This is a genomic window from Gelidibacter sediminis, assembly GCF_004364975.1.
GTDB lineage: Bacteria > Bacteroidota > Bacteroidia > Flavobacteriales > Flavobacteriaceae > Gelidibacter > Gelidibacter sediminis.
Genome location: NZ_SOBW01000008.1, coordinates 317,651 through 335,236, shown reverse-complemented (window position 1 = coordinate 335,236; position 17,586 = coordinate 317,651). Strand labels below are relative to the sequence as shown.

The 17,586-nt window shown below is 37.8% G+C and carries 16 protein-coding genes and 1 pseudogene; 11 read left to right on the top strand and 6 right to left on the bottom strand.

Features of this window, described 5'->3' with window-relative positions; translation table 11 throughout:
- The first annotated feature begins 72 nt into the window (after nucleotides 1-72).
- The 4 genes from BXY82_RS08145 (at nucleotide 73) to BXY82_RS08130 (ending at nucleotide 3,722) form a co-directional block, all read left to right on the top strand.
- Entirely contained in the window at nucleotides 73-651 is a 579-nt protein-coding gene (locus BXY82_RS08145) for a superoxide dismutase family protein (protein WP_133757708.1), read from the top strand.
- A 91-nt stretch (nucleotides 652-742) separates the two neighbouring features.
- Nucleotides 743-1,276, top strand: coding sequence for an RNA polymerase sigma factor (locus BXY82_RS08140; RefSeq protein WP_133757707.1), 534 nt, complete (start codon nucleotides 743-745; stop codon nucleotides 1,274-1,276).
- 1 nt (nucleotide 1,277) lies between these two features.
- Nucleotides 1,278-2,099 (top strand): anti-sigma factor, encoded by an 822-nt coding sequence (locus tag BXY82_RS08135; RefSeq protein WP_133757706.1) that lies wholly within the window; start codon nucleotides 1,278-1,280, stop codon nucleotides 2,097-2,099.
- Between the two features lie 159 nt (nucleotides 2,100-2,258).
- Nucleotides 2,259-3,722 carry a potassium/proton antiporter gene (locus BXY82_RS08130; protein WP_133757705.1) on the top strand — a complete coding sequence of 488 codons (1,464 nt, stop codon included), beginning with the start codon at nucleotides 2,259-2,261 and terminating at the stop codon, nucleotides 3,720-3,722.
- Nucleotides 3,723-4,000: 278 nt separating this feature from the next.
- Here the strand turns inward: BXY82_RS08130 and BXY82_RS08125 are convergent, their stop codons facing one another.
- The 4 genes from BXY82_RS08125 to BXY82_RS08110 all read right to left on the bottom strand — a co-directional run bounded on the left by BXY82_RS08125 (nucleotide 4,001) and on the right by BXY82_RS08110 (nucleotide 8,870).
- The gene (locus BXY82_RS08125; protein ID WP_133757704.1) at nucleotides 4,001-6,235 is read right to left on the bottom strand and encodes a TonB-dependent receptor; all 2,235 of its coding nucleotides are present in this window, start codon (nucleotides 6,233-6,235) and stop codon (nucleotides 4,001-4,003) included.
- A 12-nt stretch (nucleotides 6,236-6,247) separates the two neighbouring features.
- A complete protein-coding gene (locus tag BXY82_RS08120) occupies nucleotides 6,248-7,537 on the bottom strand; it encodes a tetratricopeptide repeat protein (protein ID WP_133757703.1) in 1,290 nt (429 codons plus the stop codon).
- Between the two features lie 114 nt (nucleotides 7,538-7,651).
- On the bottom strand, nucleotides 7,652-8,200 hold the full coding sequence (locus BXY82_RS08115; protein WP_133757702.1) for a DUF4331 family protein: 549 nt from the start codon (nucleotides 8,198-8,200) through the stop codon (nucleotides 7,652-7,654).
- A gap of 19 nt (nucleotides 8,201-8,219) precedes the next feature.
- Nucleotides 8,220-8,870: a DUF4331 family protein gene (locus BXY82_RS08110; protein WP_133757701.1), complete on the bottom strand. Its 651-nt coding sequence runs from the start codon at nucleotides 8,868-8,870 to the stop codon at nucleotides 8,220-8,222.
- Nucleotides 8,871-9,016: 146 nt separating this feature from the next.
- Between BXY82_RS08110 and BXY82_RS08105 the strand changes: the two genes are divergently transcribed.
- Nucleotides 9,017-10,189: an LETM1-related biofilm-associated protein gene (locus BXY82_RS08105; protein ID WP_133757700.1), complete on the top strand. Its 1,173-nt coding sequence runs from the start codon at nucleotides 9,017-9,019 to the stop codon at nucleotides 10,187-10,189.
- On the opposite strand, the pseudogene BXY82_RS15605 reads toward BXY82_RS08105, so the two are convergent.
- Nucleotides 10,190-10,285 (bottom strand): annotated as a pseudogene (locus tag BXY82_RS15605) (DNA-binding response regulator); the annotation flags it as partial.
- Nucleotides 10,286-10,559: 274 nt separating this feature from the next.
- Between BXY82_RS15605 and BXY82_RS08095 the strand changes: the two are divergent.
- The 6 genes from BXY82_RS08095 to BXY82_RS15695 all read left to right on the top strand — a co-directional run bounded on the left by BXY82_RS08095 (nucleotide 10,560) and on the right by BXY82_RS15695 (nucleotide 16,210).
- Nucleotides 10,560-11,264 (top strand): esterase family protein, encoded by a 705-nt coding sequence (locus tag BXY82_RS08095; RefSeq protein ID WP_133757699.1) that lies wholly within the window; start codon nucleotides 10,560-10,562, stop codon nucleotides 11,262-11,264.
- Between the two features lie 34 nt (nucleotides 11,265-11,298).
- Complete coding sequence (locus BXY82_RS08090; protein ID WP_133757698.1) at nucleotides 11,299-12,261, top strand: ATP-grasp domain-containing protein; 963 nt, start codon at nucleotides 11,299-11,301, stop codon at nucleotides 12,259-12,261.
- A gap of 74 nt (nucleotides 12,262-12,335) precedes the next feature.
- Nucleotides 12,336-13,430 carry a carboxylate-amine ligase gene (locus BXY82_RS08085; RefSeq protein ID WP_133757697.1) on the top strand — a complete coding sequence of 365 codons (1,095 nt, stop codon included), beginning with the start codon at nucleotides 12,336-12,338 and terminating at the stop codon, nucleotides 13,428-13,430.
- 10 nt (nucleotides 13,431-13,440) lie between these two features.
- Nucleotides 13,441-14,259, top strand: coding sequence for a type 1 glutamine amidotransferase (locus tag BXY82_RS08080; RefSeq protein ID WP_133757696.1), 819 nt, complete (start codon nucleotides 13,441-13,443; stop codon nucleotides 14,257-14,259).
- Nucleotides 14,260-14,263: 4 nt separating this feature from the next.
- Nucleotides 14,264-15,463, top strand: coding sequence for a hypothetical protein (locus tag BXY82_RS08075; protein WP_133757695.1), 1,200 nt, complete (start codon nucleotides 14,264-14,266; stop codon nucleotides 15,461-15,463).
- Between the two features lie 573 nt (nucleotides 15,464-16,036).
- Entirely contained in the window at nucleotides 16,037-16,210 is a 174-nt protein-coding gene (locus BXY82_RS15695) for a type II toxin-antitoxin system RelE/ParE family toxin (protein ID WP_133758620.1), read from the top strand.
- Nucleotides 16,211-16,329: 119 nt separating this feature from the next.
- Here the strand turns inward: BXY82_RS15695 and BXY82_RS08065 are convergent, their stop codons facing one another.
- Nucleotides 16,330-17,532 carry an ATP-grasp domain-containing protein gene (locus tag BXY82_RS08065; protein ID WP_133757694.1) on the bottom strand — a complete coding sequence of 401 codons (1,203 nt, stop codon included), beginning with the start codon at nucleotides 17,530-17,532 and terminating at the stop codon, nucleotides 16,330-16,332.
- Between the last annotated feature and the right edge of the window lie 54 nt (nucleotides 17,533-17,586).

The window sequence follows — 17,586 nt, the reverse complement described above, 5'->3', positions numbered from 1 at the left end:
TTAACATAGATGGTTGTTTAAGCCCTAAATAAATAGTAACTTTAATCATTAAACACTAAATAACTTAAACATATGAAACGATTATCATTCATTTTCATTGCAGTATTTGCACTGACCATGACTACATCTTGTAAAAAAGACAAGAAAGAAACTAAGACAGAAGTAATAGAAGAAATAGAGGAAACTAAGACTGTTGACATTAAGAAAATGCAGGTAGCCTTAGAGCCTAAAAGCGGAAGTACTGTAAAAGGAAACGCTGTGTTTACTGAAGAAGATGGCACCGTTACCATGGTTGCAGTTGTTGGTGGACTTAAAGAAGGTGAACACGCTATTCATCTTCATGAAAAAGCTGACTGTTCAGCAGATGATGGGACATCATCCGGTGGACATTGGAACCCAACAAATCAACCACACGGTAAATGGGGAAGCCCAGATGGTTACCATAAAGGTGATATCGGAAACTTTAAAGCTGATGCCAATGGAAACGGAACTATAACTGTTACTACAGATGAATGGTGTATTGGATGTGGAGATGCCAACAAAGATATTGTTGGTAAAGCTATCATAATTCACGAAGGTGTTGACGACTTTAAAACGCAACCAACAGGTAATGCAGGTGGACGCGTTAGTTGTGGAGGTATTATTAAATAATATTTATACGTTATATCTAAATAACATTAAAAGCCACTATAAAAGGTGGCTTTTCTTAATTTTCAGCAATATTTCCTAAAAACAAAACTTTATGCAGCAATTAGAACTATTGATCACAAAATTCCAACAGAAGGACGTCAAAGCATTTGAGGAGCTTTATAACATGTATAGTAAGAGTATGCATGGCGTTATCTACAACATTGTGAGAGATCATGATATTGCTGAAGAATTGATGCAGGATGTGTTTATCAAAGCTTGGAACAATGCTGCCAGCTATTCGGCAGAAAAGGGACGATTCTTTACTTGGATCCTGAACATTGCCAGAAATGCGGCCATTGACAAAACCCGTTCAAAAGCCTTTAAGAATTCTAAAAAAAACCTAGGTGCCGAATATTTCGTAGATATTCTGGCCCACGGTGATAGTTTGGATGATCAGACTGACGCCATTGGAATTAAAAAATTTGTGAGTCAACTTGCTAAAAAATGCATTGAAGTTATTGAACTGCTTTACTTTAAGGGCTATACCCAAAAGGAGGCTTCAGAAACACTTGACATGCCTATTGGCACAATTAAAACACGGAACAGAAATTGCATTAACGAATTAAGAACTATTGTACTTCAATAATATGGATATAACCGCTTACATAGCATCTGGAATTTTAGAATTGTACGTCGCTGGCGCCCTTTCTGATCAAGAAAATAGAGAGGTGTACCGTTTGATGCAACAACATCCGGAAATACAGAAGGAAGTAGAACAGATTGAGGCTGCCATCAAAAAATTAACTGCTGCTGCAGCTCCGAATACTACTGCTGATTTATTTGAACCTATTAAAACAAGGGTTCAAAATCAATCTGCAAATAGAGAGTCGATCCCTAAAGTGATTTCTATTGTAAAACCTAAATACAACTGGATTACTTATACAGGCTGGGCTGCTGCCTTTATTATTGGCGCTGGATTGCTTTGGACATTAAATCAAACTAACAATCTAAAATCCAACTTAACGACTGCCGAAATAGAGAATGCGTATTTAGAAGAGCAAATTGCAAACGCAAAAACAGACCTTGCCGCATCCAAAAACCTATTGAACATTTTACGTGACAAAGATATCATTTCAGTACCGCTGGGGGGACAGGGTGAATTTGCAAACACCTACGCTAAGGTGTATTGGAACAAGAAAGACAACAGCATTTATCTAGATGCCCAAGGTCTGCCTGAAGCACCTGCTGGTAAAGTGTACCAAGTATGGTCTTTAAAATTGAATCCGTTAACACCTACGAGTTTAGGTACTATTGACAATTTTAATTCAGATGACAACAAAATATTTGCCATTGCCAACGCTAACGAGAGTGAAGCTTTTGGAATCACTTTAGAGCCTGAAGGTGGTAGTGAAACACCTACCATGGACCAATTGTATACCTTAGGAGTTGTGGTAGCTGCGGCACCTTAAATAGACTTTCAACATATATCTTAAAGCACCAACGTTTGTTGGTGCTTTTTTTATTGCGGAATATTTTAATTTCATAACGACTATTCCTTTAAACACTCTCAAAATTTTGAAAAGAAAAAAAAGTATCTTCGCTTGAATCCATAAAAAAAAGAAAAACGCATGCAATTAACCATTGAAAACATTTTATTAGTTGGTTCGTTATTACTTTTTATCAGCGTTATTGTCGGAAAAACATCCTATAAATTTGGCGTACCAACATTAATTTTGTTTTTGGCTATCGGCATGCTGGCTGGCTCAGATGGTATTGGTGATATTCGTTTTAATAATCCAAGTTACGCGCAGCTTATCGGTATCATCTCACTGAATTTCATCTTATTTTCTGGTGGATTGGACACCAACTGGAGTTCTATAAAACCCGTTCTTAAAGAAGGAATTATGCTATCCACCCTAGGGGTTTTGTTAACCGCAGTATCACTAGGCACTTTTGTGTATTATGTTACTGATTTCACCATATATGAAAGTTTGCTATTAGGATCTATTGTGTCTTCCACTGATGCTGCGGCCGTATTCTCCATTTTACGCTCTAAAAATCTCGCCCTAAAAACAAACCTCAGACCAACATTAGAGTTGGAAAGTGGTAGCAATGACCCGATGGCGTATGTGCTGACCATTGCTTTCTTGACCCTAGTAATCAATCAAGATCAAGGTTTGGCGTCCATAATCCCTATGTTTCTTCAGCAGATGGTAGTAGGGGCTACTGCAGGGTTTGGATTTGGATATGCAAGCAAATATATTATCAATAGAATTAAACTTGATTTTGAAGGTCTTTATCCAGTATTGGTCATAGCGCTTATGTTCATCACATTTTCTGCGACAGATTTTGTGGGTGGAAACGGATTCCTTGCCATATATATTTGTGCAGTGTATTTGGGCAATCAGGATATTATTCATAAAGCTACTATATTAAAAATGTTTGATGGATTGGCTTGGTTGATGCAAATAGTACTCTTCCTTACCTTAGGATTGTTAGTCTTTCCTTCTCAAATAGTGCCTTATATTGGCATTGGAATGCTCATTTCATTATTTCTTATTTTCATTGCTCGCCCTGTTGGTGTCTTTATCAGTTTAGTGTTTTTCAAAATGAAATTAAGACGCCGTTTCTATATTTCTTGGGTAGGATTGCGAGGCGCCGTACCGATTGTATTTGCAACGTATCCACTCTTAGCAGGAATTGAAAAAGCGAATATGATTTTCAGTATCGTCTTTTTCATCTCTGTTACGTCAATTTTGATTCAAGGCACCACTTTGTCCGTTTTAGCAAAATGGCTCAATGTAGGATTGCCTGAAAAATCGAAGATCATTAACGAGGTAGACCAATTGCTTTTAGAACTACCAAAATCGTCATTGCAGGAATTCTCGATTTCGCCTGATTTTTTCGCAGTTAATAAGCGTATTGTAGATCTGAATTTCCCAAGATCAGCGTTTATCATCATGATTAAACGCGACAATCAGTTTATCCGCCCTGGCGGCTCCACTGAGATAAAAGCAGGCGACACTTTAATGGTGCTTGCTGATGATCAGCAAGAGTACATCAAAGTTCATGAATCTTTGAAATATAAATAGCTGCATAGTTCCTAAACTATAGATTTCAATATCGAATCGTACTATTAAAACCGTTCTAACTGCCAAAAAAAGAACTTTTGAATCCTCTTGACTAAATCAAAACAACCTCAAGACTATAATTAGGAAAGCACCTAACCCTATCTCTATGGCCAAGTGCTTTCCACTAACAAAAAACTCTAAAAAACTACCACAACTCACGTGGTCTCTTTACAAAATGAACTCTATTCATTTGTGCAAGTCTTATTGTCTTAACAATATCAGACTTAAAATCGTATTATTTAAAAAGTATAGGCAATAGTGCCTTTAATAAAAAATGGTGTTCCAGGTGTAAAATGAATTTCTTCTACCGCTTGCGCTTCATTTTGAAGTCTTGATTCCGTGGCAAACTGGGTTTCATTCCAGGCCACATCAAATAGATTTTCAATAGCAAATCCTATAGTGATACTATCAAACTTGTAATTGGCATTCATATCCGTAATAAAATAACCTTTCGCCACTATAGAATTATCTTCATTTGCAGGTCGGTCATCTATAAATCTGTAACGTAAGCCTCCAGAAAAACCGTTCCATTCGTTAAGGGATAAGCCTCCTGCCATGGTAAAGCTTGGCGCCAGCGGAATGTAATTTTGGCCTTTAGGATCTTCTGTACTTCTAGCGTGAGTCAGTGTCATATCAGTATCTAAAAACAGATAATCATTAAATTGGTAACGAAATCCAAAATCCAAGCCGTAACGTTCTGTTTTGCCACTAGGCTCTACAATTCCCGCATCGCCCACATAGACAAATTCTTGTTCTAAAAACAAATACCATAGCGTAGTGTTTACAACTAAGTTTGGAAATGGTTTCCAAATATCGCCTAAGTCCACACCATAAGCTCGTGGCAAGATTTCTTTACCTTGATTGGCCACAACAACCCGAGTGTCATTGCTATGAAACCCAATACCTGACTTTAAAAAGACTTGATAGTTATCTTTTACATCCCAGTAAAAATTAAACTTCGGACTCACTATAGCCTTAGTTTCTGCAAGATTCTGGTATTCTGATTGCAATTGATCTTGGTATAAAAATTTAAAATAATCCAAACGCAAGGCTGGGGCAATCCTGAATTTCCCTAATTCAAACTCGGCATTTATAAAGGCATTAACGTTCGTTTCATTTAAATCGCCCAATTGCAGGTGTTCTAAAATCGTGCTTCTGTTTAAAGTGTGCGATAATTCAATACCATCTACCCTATCTTTTCTAAATCCTAAACCGGAGGTTAACGTCAATGGCGTATTTCCTATATTGGTATCATGAACAAGCGACGTATTCAGGCCGAATATGTTTCGGTTTTCCTTTTGTTTAATTTGATCACCGTTGATAGGATCTTCTAAAAAGAAGGTGAAATTAGAATACAGTTCAAATGTGTAATGCGAATAATAGGCATTGGTTTTAAACGTCGTTTTATTGGATAAGCGCTTGCTGAGTTGCACATTTAAATTGGTGCGTTCCGTTTCGCCACCTTCAGTATCGTCAATGGCTCCAAATCTTGAAATCATTCCACTATCAACTGCACGCTGCGGAATTTGTCCTGAAGCATCCCACCCACTTGTAAAATGCGACGCTGTTAAGGATATCTTATCATTATTGGGAGAAAAGGCCACATATTTGCCAAAAATATTGATCCGATCAAAGTTTTGAGGGGATTCATAAGGTCCATCATTCGCTAAATATTCGGCTGCGATATAGGCATTTTGATTTGTCGTAGTTTCCAATAGATTGAATAAACCTAAGGTCCGCAAACTATTAAACTGTCCTGCAGTAACGGATATTGAACTTTCTTTCAAGACATCTCGGGTAGAAAAATCGACATAACCTGCAGTGGCAAAATCGCCATGCTTAGCCGAATAAGGTCCTTTTCCAAAATCAATCTTATTAACCGTTTCTGGGATAAGGAAATGCAAATCGCTATAGCCTTGTCCGTGGGCATGAGAAACCATATTTACTGGCATTCCGTCTACTGAAATGGAAATATCCGTACCATGATCAATATCAAAACCTCTTAAGAATATTTGTTCTGCCTTACCACCACCGGCATGCTGACCTATAATCAAACCTGGAATTTTCCGCAAGGCTTCCTGTGAGGAGTTCAGCGGGTTGGTATTTAAATCCAAACGACTGATTGTACTTACCGGATTCAGCTCTTCTGTAAGCACCATCTCATCCAATTGAAATGTCTTTTCTTGAAGAATCGTGGTAATCATCTGTGAAAAGTTGGAAGCGTTCAAGGTAACAATTCTAGTTTCGTAGCCTAACAGTCCTATTTTTAGACTGTCACCTACCCTATTGTTTTCGATAATAAACACACCGTTTTCCGACGTGTGGGCATGACTTTTACTATTAATATTATATACGTAGGCAGCTTCTAAAGGTTGGTTTTGTTGATCCGTAATCTTACCTTTTATTTGTTGGGAATGCGCCAGAGCGATACCACCCAACACCGCAAACAATGTTGTTAAATTTACAAGTTTCATAGGTGTCCACTTTTATAGTTTGCTTACTTTTTCTGCCATTATCGGTCCCAATTCATATGAACTTGCCATGAGATCTGGTTTGAGTTCCTTTACCTTTTCTAAATTACCGGAAGCCTTTAATATTTCAGCACTATGGTATAACGCCTTAGGTTCCGAAGTATGTCCTAATACATGGTTTTTAGTCAATTGTAATGCTTCCTGCAATTGTCCGTTTTTAAAATAAGACCAAGCCAATAAATCATAAGAATGTGGTGTTGGACGGTTTTCTACTTCTATTTTTGCAATGGCAATGGCCTCCAGTAAATTATGATTCTCCTGGGTGTATAATTGCACGTTATATTGATTGTACATAACACCGTAAGCTTCATTTTTAACCGCATCATGGTAGAGCGCCAATTGTTCATTCTTAGATGTTAAATCTCCTTTAAACTCAAAAATTTCTGATTTTAATAGGTAATAGTCTGGAGCATGGTAATCTTTCATTACCGTATTTAAAATGCGTAAGGCCTCATCCGGGTTTTTCTCATGAGAATAAACGATCCAGGCGATACCTTTTTTAGCATAGGCATCATTTGGATCCAATTCCAGTGCTTTTAAGAAATGGGTATACGAATCCTCAATTCTACCGGCATGTCCATAAAAATCGGCCAAGTTAGTATAAGACCATTGTTTAATGCCATCCAAATTAGATGCTTCTGCGATTACTTTAGCTTTTTCCATGTATTGGATAGCAGCATCTAAATTGCCTTGATGGTCACTCCATTTGGAGAGTCGGATCAAATAATCAAAATCTGACATGTTCGCGAAGCCTTCTAAATAGGTTTTGGCCAGTTTGTAATTTCCCAATTCCAAATGCACATCAAATAGCATTTTTTTGGTACCGTCCAGATTATCGCCATTCATTTCAGCTTTATTCAATAATTGCAAAGCTTCCTTAAATTTATGTTGTGATATGTAATTGGCCGCTAAGCTTCTCATCGGACCAGAAACACTGTAGTTGTTAGATTGATTCAGTTGAACTAAATGTGTTTCGGCTGATTTTAAGTAATCAATATTTCCAGTTGTAGCAAATAAAGCCGACTGTGAATTTGCAATCTGACTTGCATAAGAATATGGATTATGAGCCTCAGCAGATTTTGCAGTCCAAAAATCGTAGTCTTTTTGTGCATCCATCATCGTTTTGTTTTCTGCAACATTCAGATAATCATTATAATCTGAAACATCACTAACTTTATTCGGAGATGTGCTACAACTACTTAGGATCACCAAAGTAAAAAGTGATAAGATATAGTGTGAATTCATGAGTTTGATTTTTTGAGTTTTTGAGTTTTTGAGTTTTTGAGTTTTTGAGTTTTTGTTATGAGTATTGTAAAATAACCCTGAACTAACGTGAGTGCGAGTTCAGGGATTATATAATTACATATGTGGCGCTGCCAAGTATGGGAATGAATTAGAGAATGGTTTATCATTCGCACTTACATTATCACTCGTTACAGCACCATTATCGCCACCTGTTGGCCCTCCAAAAATTAAGAGTAGTTCTGTGTCAATTACATCATCAGCTAATGCACGACCTGTTAAGACATTCGTACCGTCAAAAAATGTAGTTTTTCCATCTAAGGAAACCGTCAAGACATCAGTAGCCAACGCACCGGTAAAAGTTGCAGCATCCATGCCTAAAGCATTTGTTGTATATCCAGAATTTAAAGCAAGTAATCTACTTTGAAATGCAGCTTGAAAAGCAGCATTCTGTTTAGAAGGTACCGTTGTATTAAAAGCATCTTTGTTTCCAGTTGTTACAAATACCGTGTTAATCGCTGGCCTTGCCATTTGATCTTCTTGGACGTAGTTGCCTGAAAAGTCAGGTCCTGAATTATCCATCGCGTCGTCGTCATTACTACAGTTATATGCAGTTAATGATACCAATACTGCTAGTGCAGCAATTTTTATATTATTGAATTTCATAATAAAAGTTTTTTAGAGTTTATTGTTTTCTTTTTGATTCTATCCATGTGTTGATGTTTCCACTACCACCAATCATTGATTTTGGCACTTCTACCACAATTGATAACACATTTGTGCCTTTAAATTTGTCTGTTCCTGGGTTATTAAAACCACTAGCATTACCAGCTAAAATAGCAGTATATTGATCAAAGTCAAAAAAGAAAGGATCATCACGTGGGCCAGCAAAAAAGCTCATGCCTGCATTGGTAGAAACCATAGCGTTTGAACCTGCTGGTGTAATATCTACACTAGCCATTGTACCCATTGTGCGTACTGTACTACTCAATCCTGTTTGCCCTGGAGCCACCGGTCCAAAGAAATACATTTTACCATTTTTAGGAATGGCTTGGATAACCAGATCTTCAACAGCATCACCATTGGTGTCAATATTTATTTCCAACATGGTGTTTTCATCAAATTTTGCATTTTGAGTTGCCGTTGGAGATAAAAGTCCTTGAAGGTTTGCTACAAAAACAATGTTGTTCGTGTTCTGCCCCTGAAAGGCATAGAAGTCGGTGATGTCATTTGTACCACCAGTAACCGCAGGCGCATCAATATGATCTGCCGCAATTGCGAAGAAGCCCGTTACCGCGATAACTGCCGCTCCTAATAAAAGTTTTGATTTTTTCATAATAATGAGATTTTTGTTAATTATTAATGTCTCTGTGCATACCTACGGAAAATTAAGAATGTCGGTTTTGTTAAAGTTTTGTTAACGTAAAAAAATGAGGAATTTTATTTTTAAAAGTATCTTTGCAGTCTAATTGAATAGCGACTATGAATCCTTCTGCTTCGGGCTGGATCAAAAAATTACTAAAAGAAGTTTCGCTGGATGAAACTTTTTTCAACATCACTCTTGAAAGTTTTTATCAAGAACTCAAGCAGTGCGGATTTATCTATGGTAGTAATGTGGGGGTTGTTAGCAATGCGGTTCCTAAAAAAGACTTGACCGACGAAGAATTGTGTAAAGTCAATTTAATTTTAGCGTTTTTCTATTTCTATAAGCAAAACCCATCCGAAGAAAAATTTATAGACACGGTCATTAATTTCTATAGTGCCATAACGGTCAGTAAAACCTCCATTTTTCAATCGCTATTAATCAAAAAGAAATCTGGGGCGTTATTGGAAGACTTGATTGAAAAACGCGTACATATTGATGACAACGTGTTTACCAAGAATTTTAATTATTTCATCACTAACGCCCTATTGTTTGTAGATGTCTTAGCGTATCAGAAATATTTGGACACCAACACCGTTTCAGACAAATATCTACAAGACATTGAAACGACTATTGAGACTATAGTGGTTGAAGTTTTTGAATCTAAACTTCAAAAGACCAAGTATGACGACAGTTTAACCAAGCTCTTTAAATTATCCAGACGTTACCATTCCAATGGCCCTTTAGATTATGGTGAAGCCATCGCTACGCTCAAGACTTCTTTAGAAAAACGGTATATTATTGATATTGCCTGCATGGCATCCTGGACAGATAATGTGATTGATAAGAGTGAGAACCTGTTTTTAGCTCAATTCTGTGAACATCTAGATCTCGAAATCGTAGTGTTAAGACAGTCTATTGTTGATATTGACCTTTTCTATAGTTCGAATAAAAGCAAAATTGCTGCCTTAGGCTCCAAAAATTTTGTGAAGAGTTTTTATGACAATTCGAGCAAGATGGTGATGAAGCTAATCAGTAGAAACAGCAAACGCTTACTACAAGAACTCAAGGAGAGTAAAGAATTGATGGTGCTTTTAACCAAGTCCACCACACGAGAACTCACAGCGGCCGAACATAAAAAAGTTCAAGAACAATTGATGGACATCTTTAAATCGATACCAAGTTTAGCCATCTTTATGTTGCCAGGAGGTGCACTCTTACTGCCTTTATTTATCAAGTTTATCCCGAAATTACTCCCTTCGGCATTTGATGAGAATAGGATTGATGAATAACTATTCCAACCATTCCTTAAATTCTTTTTCGCGCTCTCTGGCCACGATAACCTCTTGCTCATTATAGGTATTTAATTTTATTTGAAGGCGCGAGTTGACACTACAAAAACAACCTAGCACCTTATTGTAGTGCTAAAAATATCTTAAGCTTTATCATTAAAACATAAGATAAACACAACTACAATATCAACTTTAATCCATATTCTATAAAATTTTAAGAATCTCACTGTATTTCATCGCAATTTATAATTAAAAAAAGTATATTGTTGTATCTGTATCAAGTTAAAACAGAACACGCTTAACCTATGACTGACCATTGCGTCCACACATAGTTTTACGAGGACACCTTACACACTAAAGCACTCAACTATTGAAAGAACAACATCACAAATGGTACTCCCCAACCCTTAGCAAGGATATAGAAATGCTCGTTTTTGGACATGCCGGGTATCCCGTCATATTATTCCCAACGACCATGGGAAAACACAACGAATGTAAAGACATGAAACTTATAGAATCTGTCCGATGGTTTGTGGAGCAAGGTAAAGTCCAAATCTATTGTCCTGATGGTATTAACGAACTGAGTTGGTACAATAAAGAAATCCATCCATCACAACGTGCAAGAAACCACGAATGGTACGATCAGTTTATTATGAATGAAATAGTCAACCCTATTTGTGAGGACAAAGGATTGCCTAAGGTTGCGGTAGCAGGACCGAGTTTTGGAGGCTATCAAGCCTCAAATTTCGCGTTTAAGCATCCAGAAAAGGTAAGCCATATGTTTAGTATGAGCGGCGCTTTTGATATCAAATCGTTTGTAGACGGTTATTATGATAACACTGTATTTTTCAATAACCCCATAGATTTTTTACCCGGAAATAACCATCCCGATTTATGGAAAATGAAGATTATCCTTGGCGTTGGCGAATGGGATATTTGTTTGGAAGCGAACGAAAAAATGGCCCAAATACTCCGCGATAAAAATATTCCCTTTTGGTATGATGTCCGAAAATGGGCAAAACACGATTGGCCATTATGGCGCGATATATTTCCAGAATACCTTTCAAAACTTTAAACTAATTAAGATACACCACCAAAAATTTATACATATGAAAAAAATTGGCATCCTATTCGGAAAAGAAAACACGTTTCCACAGGCATTTATAGATCGTGTTAATGAGAAGAAAGTAAAAAATATTATGGCGGAAGCCGTTTCTATCGATATGGTAGAACAGGCAAAACCTACGGATTATGCGGTAATAATTGACAGAATATCTCAGGACGTCCCGTTTTATCGCGCCTATTTAAAAAACGCGGCAATTTCTGGGACTGCGGTCATCAACAATCCGTTTTGGTGGAGTGCCGACGAAAAATTCTTCAATAATGCCTTGGCAGAAAAAGTGGGTGTGCCGGTACCAAAAACATTTATTTTACCGTCTTCACACCGTCCGCCTGATACAGATGAAAATTCATTTAGAAACATGAAATTCCCTTTTGCTTGGGAACATATGTTCGATACCATTGGTTTTCCTGCCTATATGAAACCTCATGATGGTGGCGGCTGGAAAAGTGTGTATCGTGTTGAAAATTCGCAAGATTTGTGGAAAAAACACGGCGAAACTGAAAACTTGGTAATGATGTTGCAAGAAGAAATCAATTTTACCGAGTATTTCAGATGTTATGTGTTAGATACGGACAACGTGCATATTATGCAGTATGAACCGCGAAATCCGCATCATTTACGCTATGTCATTGACGGGCCTCCTGTTAAACAAGAGCTGTTAGACTTAATCAAAAAATACTGTATCCGACTCAATAAAGCTTTAGGCTACGATTTTAACACTGTGGAATTTGCCGTAAGAGACGGTATCCCTTATGCCATCGATTTCTGTAATCCAGCGCCTGATGCTGATATCAATTCGGTAGGTCAGGACAATTTTGAATGGATTGTTGAAAACGCGGCCAACATGGCCATTGCGAAGGCTAAGAAATATAAAAATGACAAGATGAACCTCACTTGGGGAACTTTTGTTAAAGACCAAATTACCGGTAAAAAAACCACTTATAAATAATTATACGGTGCTCTTTTAAAGTATTTGAAAGACATCATTTATGCCGCAATAGTAATTAAAACCAATTGTATTTTATGAAGTTCACATTAGGCATTGAAGAAGAATATCAAGTCATCTGTCCGAAAACCCGAGAATTAATTTCCCATGATCAGCAAATTGTATCAGAAGCGGCCAAACTCTTAAATGAGCAAGTAAAGGCTGAAATGCATCAGGCTGTTGTGGAGGTGGGCACCAATATTTGTAAGGACATCAGTGAAGCACGCACGGAGCTGACGCATTTGCGAAAGTCCATTTCAGAAATTGCAGGTACATTAGGATTTAAAATTGCCGCAGCCGGCACTCATCCGTTTACCAAATGGGAAACTCAATTGATGACCCCTAATCCGCGATATGACGAGATTGTTAATGAACTTCAAGATACTGCCCGCTCAAATTTAATTTTCGGACTGCATGTGCATATAGGTATTGAAGACAAACAATTGGCCTTGCATTTAACCAATGCCATGCGTTATTTTTTACCGCATTTATACGCGCTGTCTACCAATTCGCCATTTTGGGAAGGCCGTAATACAGGGTTCAAATCATTTCGTTCAAAAATATTTGACAAATTCCCTAGAACAGGAATCCCTGGCGTTTTTCAAACCGTTGCAGAATATGAGCATTATATTGACATCCTGATTAAAACAAAGTGTATTGACAATCCGAAGAAAATTTGGTGGGACATCCGGATCCATCCCGTTTTTCCAACGGTGGAAGTGCGGATTTGTGACGTGCCGATGACTATTGAGGAAACCTTGAGCATTGCCGCCTTAATTCAAGCTCTAGTTGCTAAACTTTATAAATTAAGAACTCAAAATCTTAATTTTATGCTCTACCACCGCGCCTTAATCAATGAGAATAAATGGCGTGCCAGTAGATACGGAATCGATGGGAAGATGATTGATTTTGGCAAAGAATGTGAAGTGCCCACCAGAGAATTAATGCTAGAATTACTCGAATTTGTTGATGATGTTGTGGATGAGCTCGGATCGCGTAAGGAAATAGAGCATATTAAGACTATGTTAGTTAACGGAACGGGAGCTGATCGGCAAATTGCTGTTTATGAAGACACCAAGGATTTGACCAAGGTGGTCGATTATATTATTGCACAGACCGTTTTAGGAACTTAGAACACTATACATGCCCAAAGAAAAGATAAAAGTAGCCATACTGGATATGAACAACAACCAACCCAATCAGGGCTTGCGTTGTATTGCTGATATTGTGAGAGGCTTTGAAGATGAAGTTGATTATGCCATATTTAATGTGAGAGGTGCTGATGAATTACCAGACAGCTCTTACGATATTTATATTTCGAGCGGCGGACCGGACAGTCCGCTTGAGGATGGACCTTGGCGCATTCCCTATCTGAATTTGGTTCAAGACTTGTGGGATTTCAATAAGAGTTCTTTAGATCAAAAGAAATATATGTTCTTTATTTGCTACTCCTTTCAAGTGGTATGCGATTATTTTAAATTAGGCGAAATGCGACCAAGACGTAGCACTTCTTTTGGGGTTTTGCCCATCCACAAAACTAAAGCAGGGCTAAAAGACCCGCTTTTAGAAGGTTTGGACGATCCGTTTTATGCTGTAGATTCTCGTGATTGGCAATTGGTACAACCCCGACTGAAAGTCTTTAAGGAACACGGCGCTTCTATTTTAAGTTTAGAAAAAATCCGCAGCCATGTAAGTTATGAGCGCGCCATTATGGCGGTACGTTTTTCTAAGGAATTTGTAGGTACACAATTCCACCCCGAAGCCGATCCTATTGGGATGCGTGCCCACTTTCTCGCCGATGCCAATAAACATAAGGTCATTGCCAATTTTGGTGAAGAAAAATATGATGATATGATGGATAAAATGGACGACCCGGATAAAATCATTAAAACCCACAAAATCATTCTACCCAACTATATTGCAAGCGCTATTAAACAATTGTCACCAGAACTAATCTCATAACACTATGATTGCCTCCTTACGCCAAGCATTCAACGCGCAATTTACGGATGATAAATACGCTGGCATGCTGGCTGATATTAACACGCAATTCAATTATACACCTCAATTTAAAATTGCCGAAACGCCTGTTTTTATTCCAAAAGCATTAAAAAAACAATTAATGGAAGCTTGTGATGACATTATGAAAGTTATCAATCAGCCTAATTTTAAAGACCTCACTGACGGTGCGTTCTTTAACGAGGCAATGAGAGTGCCTAATGAAGATGCGCACGCAAAATTTTTACAATTGGATTTTGGAGTGTGTTTAGATGACAACGGAGAACTCACCCCTAAACTTATCGAACTGCAAGGGTTTCCGTCCCTCTACTTTTTTCAGGAACTTTTAGGCAGGATGTATCGTAAACATTACGAGGCAATTCCACATGATTTTTCGCAACACCTTAACGAGCTGACTTCTCAAGAATATGTGGAGTTATTACGCGCAGAAATTGTAGGAGCTACCGATCCCAAACAAGTGATTCTTTTAGAAATTGAGCCTGAAAAACAGGCTACAGCCATCGACTTTTATGCCACGGAAGCGTTGTTAGGAATTAAAGTGTTGTGCATTTCCGAATTGATTAAAAGAGGAAGGCAATTATTTTATGTGGATGCTAATGGCGAAGAAATTCGAGTCTTAAAGATTTATAACCGCATCATTTTTGATGAATTGGACCAACGGCCAGATTTAGACCGGGAATTTGATTTTAAAGAAGACGTAGATATTGAATGGATTGGACACCCCAATTGGTTTTTCAGAATTAGCAAATACACGATGCCATTGCTAAAAGGTGACTATGTTCCAAAATCCTATTACTTGGACCAACTTGAAAACATCCCGACAGATTTAGAAAATTATGTTTTAAAACCGCTCTACTCTTTTGCGGGAGCTGGCGTTGAAATACATGTCGATCAGGCGAAGATAGACGCTGTTAAAGATAAATCGAATTACCTGTTACAAGAAAAAGTAGCCTATGCGCCTATCATCCAAACCATGGATGAACCGGCAAAGTGTGAGATTCGGATGATGTTACTCCATAATAGCAAAACCAATCAAACTCAAATTGTCAGTAATTTGATGCGACTCAGTAAAGGCGAAATGGTGGGTGTAAAGTACAACAAGGATAAAACTTGGGTTGGTGGCAGCACTGGTTTTTTTGAACCGTGAGATTGTTGGAACACTGACCTGCCCGACCGTTCTGGCGGGCGACGCAGAGTTAACTGATTATCACAGATATCTATTTATAAATCATAAACAATCATCCTCATCCGAGTTCCATCGGATTAGCAAGTTAATTCCCTTTTTAAGTAGACCAAATCAATAATTTTGTATATTAGATTTCAATCTTGTGTGATGATTACAAAGACTAAATTAAAAGAACAAATCGAAAGTATACCTGACGAATTTACTATTGATGAACTCATTGAGTGATTAATTTTAATTGAAAAAATAGAGAACGGGTACCAACAGTCTGAAAGTGGGAATTATGTTTCTGAATCTGACTTAACCACTGAACTAGAAAAATGGTTCAAATAAATTGGACCCATCAATCTGTTGCAGATTTAAGAGCTATTTTTGATTACATTTCAAAAGATTCTAAAAACTGCAACTAGAAAAATGGTTCAAATAAATTGGACCCATCAATCTGTTGCAGATTTAAGAGCTATTTTTGATTACATTTCAAAAGATTCTAAAAACTACGCTAAACTTCAAGTTATAAGAATCAAGTAACGCACGAAGATTCTACATTCTCAGATTTATTCTGGGCAAACCGTTCCTGAAATAAATAAACAACATACAAGACAATTAATTGAAGGCCACTATAGAATTATCTATAAAGTTGTCAGTCCATCACGAATAGACATTTTGACCGTTCATCATTCTTCACGAAATCTTAAAAATAGAATTTTTTAATCTTAAGTTTCTTTAAGTGGAACGCTGACCTGCCGGTCCGTTCAGACGGTGAAGTAGATTTTAGGTAATTCCTTTTAAAAATCAGTGAAAATCATAAACACTCAGCGTTCTATCTTAAATCACAAACTCTTATCCGGTGCCGGAATACTCGCATGGAAATCAGTCGCAATACGCTTGGTATAATCATCTAACAACTCCATCACCCGTTCTGCATTTTCAGAAACTACAATCATCCCGATATGCCATTTCTTATCCATTCGCCATACAATTTCAGGATCGTTAAAACTTGACGTATCCGGATTCTCAAATTTACTTAAGGACACCACAATTCCCGCATACTGATTTTTGACTTCAGGCAAGGTATACTTTTCATTCCTTAGGGTGGCACTCTCAATACGCGCCCATTCTCCCCAGAGATTAATACCCGATGCCAACTCTACCATTTCCGCTAAATTAGCCCCGCCTACACGTGAAGATGTTTCCAGAAAAAACAATTCGCCTGTGTCTTTAGACTCAATAAACTCAGTGTGAGATGCACCAAACTGCATCCCGAAAGCGGTCATGACCTCAGCGTTCATTTTGGTTAATGCCTTTTCTATTTTTGTGCCAATTTTGCAAGTGGCAGATCTGAAGACACCTCCACCATGGGCCACTTCGAACGGCGTATCCAAATATTTGCTCACTCTGGAAAATATGACTTTTCCGTCAAGCGTCAAGCTGTCTACATGGTAAACATCACCTGGGGCAAACTTTTCAATTAAATAATTATCACGTTCGTCTTGAAGTGCATTGACTATTTGCCAAAGTTCTTCGCGATTGTTGATCTTCTTAATACCGGTTGCAGAAGCTTCCAAACGCGGTTTTAGGAACCATGGTGGACTCACATTATCCGCAAAGGCATTGATATCAACATCATGAAAAAGAGCTGTAAACCTGGGTACATTGACGCCTTCCTCCTGCGCTTTCATACGCATGGCCAATTTATCCCTAAAATAATGTGAGGTCGTTCTGCCCATGCCGGGCATTCTGAAATGTTCGCGCAAAAGCGCTACTTTTTCGACATCGAAATCATCCAAGGCCACAAAACGATCGAACTTTATAGTTCTGAATTTATAAGCGATGCCCTTGGTGACATCACTTTGATTCCAATTTTCCACGTAAAACACATCATCAATGGCTTCCCACGGCCACACCTCGTGTTCCAATTTCTTTTTGGTCAATAAATAGACATTATTGCCTTCAGCTTTACAGCTTTTTATAAAATCGGCACCTTTATGATACGTAGTAACACATAGAAAATTGAGTGGTCGTTTGGCAGACATATTACTGTGGAGTTTTTATTGATGAAAGCTTTTAGATAAGATACCTTAAATAAA

Coding starts and splice junctions, on each gene's coding strand:
- BXY82_RS08145 (WP_133757708.1), top strand. CDS start 73: ATGAAACGATTATCATTCATTTTCATTGCAGTATTTGCACTGACCATG.
- BXY82_RS08130 (WP_133757705.1), top strand. CDS start 2,259: ATGCAATTAACCATTGAAAACATTTTATTAGTTGGTTCGTTATTACTT.
- BXY82_RS08105 (WP_133757700.1), top strand. CDS start 9,017: ATGAATCCTTCTGCTTCGGGCTGGATCAAAAAATTACTAAAAGAAGTT.
- BXY82_RS08125 (WP_133757704.1), bottom strand. CDS start 6,235: ATGAAACTTGTAAATTTAACAACATTGTTTGCGGTGTTGGGTGGTATC.
- BXY82_RS08080 (WP_133757696.1), top strand. CDS start 13,441: ATGCCCAAAGAAAAGATAAAAGTAGCCATACTGGATATGAACAACAAC.
- BXY82_RS08110 (WP_133757701.1), bottom strand. CDS start 8,870: ATGAAAAAATCAAAACTTTTATTAGGAGCGGCAGTTATCGCGGTAACG.
- BXY82_RS08075 (WP_133757695.1), top strand. CDS start 14,264: ATGATTGCCTCCTTACGCCAAGCATTCAACGCGCAATTTACGGATGAT.
- BXY82_RS08140 (WP_133757707.1), top strand. CDS start 743: ATGCAGCAATTAGAACTATTGATCACAAAATTCCAACAGAAGGACGTC.
- BXY82_RS08120 (WP_133757703.1), bottom strand. CDS start 7,537: ATGAATTCACACTATATCTTATCACTTTTTACTTTGGTGATCCTAAGT.
- BXY82_RS08065 (WP_133757694.1), bottom strand. CDS start 17,532: ATGTCTGCCAAACGACCACTCAATTTTCTATGTGTTACTACGTATCAT.
- BXY82_RS08115 (WP_133757702.1), bottom strand. CDS start 8,200: ATGAAATTCAATAATATAAAAATTGCTGCACTAGCAGTATTGGTATCA.
- BXY82_RS08090 (WP_133757698.1), top strand. CDS start 11,299: ATGAAAAAAATTGGCATCCTATTCGGAAAAGAAAACACGTTTCCACAG.
- BXY82_RS08085 (WP_133757697.1), top strand. CDS start 12,336: ATGAAGTTCACATTAGGCATTGAAGAAGAATATCAAGTCATCTGTCCG.
- BXY82_RS08135 (WP_133757706.1), top strand. CDS start 1,278: ATGGATATAACCGCTTACATAGCATCTGGAATTTTAGAATTGTACGTC.